This window comes from Spirosoma pomorum (assembly GCF_054776615.1).
Genome location: NZ_BAAHBP010000005.1, coordinates 1 through 2,107 on the forward strand (window position 1 = coordinate 1; position 2,107 = coordinate 2,107).

2 protein-coding genes are annotated in these 2,107 nt (G+C 54.0%); both read left to right on the forward strand.

Annotated features, from left to right (window positions below):
* The coding region (locus ACYVAD_RS09185; RefSeq protein WP_461139205.1) for a RagB/SusD family nutrient uptake outer membrane protein at positions 1-1,313 on the forward strand (1,313 nt) is incomplete at its 5' end.
* Between the two features lie 355 nt (positions 1,314-1,668).
* On the forward strand, positions 1,669-2,107 hold a 439-nt coding region (locus ACYVAD_RS09190; protein ID WP_461139206.1), incomplete at its 3' end, for a carboxypeptidase-like regulatory domain-containing protein.

Below are 2,107 nucleotides of genomic sequence, written 5' to 3' on the forward strand. Positions count from 1 at the left end.
AGGAGTGCATCAACTTCATCACCAAGGACTGCGATGAAGCGGCTGCCCTGCTGAAAGGCAAATCGCTGGCTAAAGGGCGGGCCAATTCGGTGGCGGCCCTGGCGCTGAAAGCCCGGGTGCTGACCTACGCGGCCAGTGACCTCTACGATGCCGCCACGGCGAAGGCAAAATCGTCGGCGCACGCGGCCTTCGCCCAGCCTGCGTTGCTGGGCTACGTGAGTGGCAGCCGGTCGGATCGTTGGCAGAAAGCAAAAGCTGCTGCTAAAGCCGTACTGGATGCAACGAGTGGTTATCAGCTGAGTTTATCAGCACCTGCAAGTAAAGATGCTGGTACGGCCAACTACATGAACATCGCCCTGTCGCGCAGCGGTGGGGATCAGGACGTGCTGTTCTCGCGGTCGTTTATTAATCAGAAGCCAGAAGCGGGTGGCCAGCAGGGTTTGTTTAACGGACCGAACGGCTACCACAACTGGGCAGGTAACACACCAGTGTCCTTGTTGGTTGATGATTACGAAATGATTGACGGGTCGAAGTTCAGCTGGAGCGATCCAACGAAAGCGACGACGCCGTACGCCAACCGCGATCCGCGCTTCTACGCGTCGATTCTCTACGACGGGGCGCCCTGGAAACCCCGCACCGCCGACGTAGCGGCCAAAGACCCGGCTAACCAGATTCAGACGGGACAGTACGAAGTGACCAGCGGCAGCGGTAAAGCTTCGGTGGCTGGTCTGGACACCCGCAAGAGCACGGTGGAAGACTGGAACGGCAGCTATACGGGCTACTACATGCGGAAGTTTACCGATCCGAACCCCGAGATTGTTGATCAGAACACGTACCAGCAGATTCCCTGGCCATTCTTCCGCTACACGGAAGCGGTATTCAACTACGCTGAAGCGTGTATTGAACTGGGCGAGGATGCCGAAGCGAAGAGCTGGCTGAACAAGATTCGTTTCCGGGCGGGTATGCCGGCGCTGACGGAAACGGGCGACGCGCTGCGGCAGCGGTACCGCAACGAACGGCGGATCGAGATGGTGTTCGAGGAGCAGCGCTACCACGACGCTCGTCGGTGGATGATTGCGCCATCGACGCTGGGCCGCAAAGCCAACACCATCAGCATCACGGGTACGCTGAAAGCGGGCAAGACGGTATCGTTGTATAAGTACGATCCAACCAGCTACGATTACACGTACCGGGTGGTGGAGATCGATCCGGGCAAGGAGAACCGGGCGTGGCTGGACAAGATGTACTACCTGCCCATCAGCCGGGACGAGATGAACCGCAACAACAAGCTGATTCAGAATCCAGGCTATTAGTAGCACTCGACGTCAGCCAACAAAAAACGGCGACCGTGTCCTAGGATACGGTCGCCGTTTTTTGTTGGCCACTACTCACTAGTAAACCAGATTACTTAGAGTTCGACCGTATAATAACCCACCTAGGACATTGATGATGAGGATATAGGATTGGAAAAGATGCCCAAAATAGTGGGAAAATATGCTTAGTTGTATATACTTTACTTACTCTATAGAATCATTGTTTTGGTCAATTTTTAACAAGAAAATTGCCATTTAATGTTAATATTTGTCAATTACTAGGTAATATAGTATAGGTATAAACACCTACGTAGTGGCTTTGACTCAATAGTTGAAACTATAACTAAGTTATATCATGCCAAAACTATTTACTAATCTAAATGTCTGCAGAGACCCCGAAGCCGTTTTGCCGGGGGGGCAAGCCAGAACGCTCAGACGTAGCACGCTATGTCTGGCTTTTGTGCTTGGGCTCCTGGCGTCGGTAGGCGCTTACGCTCAGACCAAAATCGCCGGTAGAGTGGTCGACGATCAACAGCAGGGGTTACCCGGTGTCAGCGTTGTCGTAAAAAACACAACGGTGGGCGCGGTGACGGATGCGGATGGTCGCTACTCGATCAATCTACCCGACAAAGCGACGGCGTTGGTCTTCTCCTACATCGGTTACATTTCGCAGGAAGTGCCGATCGGCGGGAAATCCAGCATCAACATCAATATGGCTGCCGACACCAAATCGCTAAACGAAGTGGTCGTGGTGGGATACGGCACGCAGCGCAAGGAAACCATCACCGGCTCGG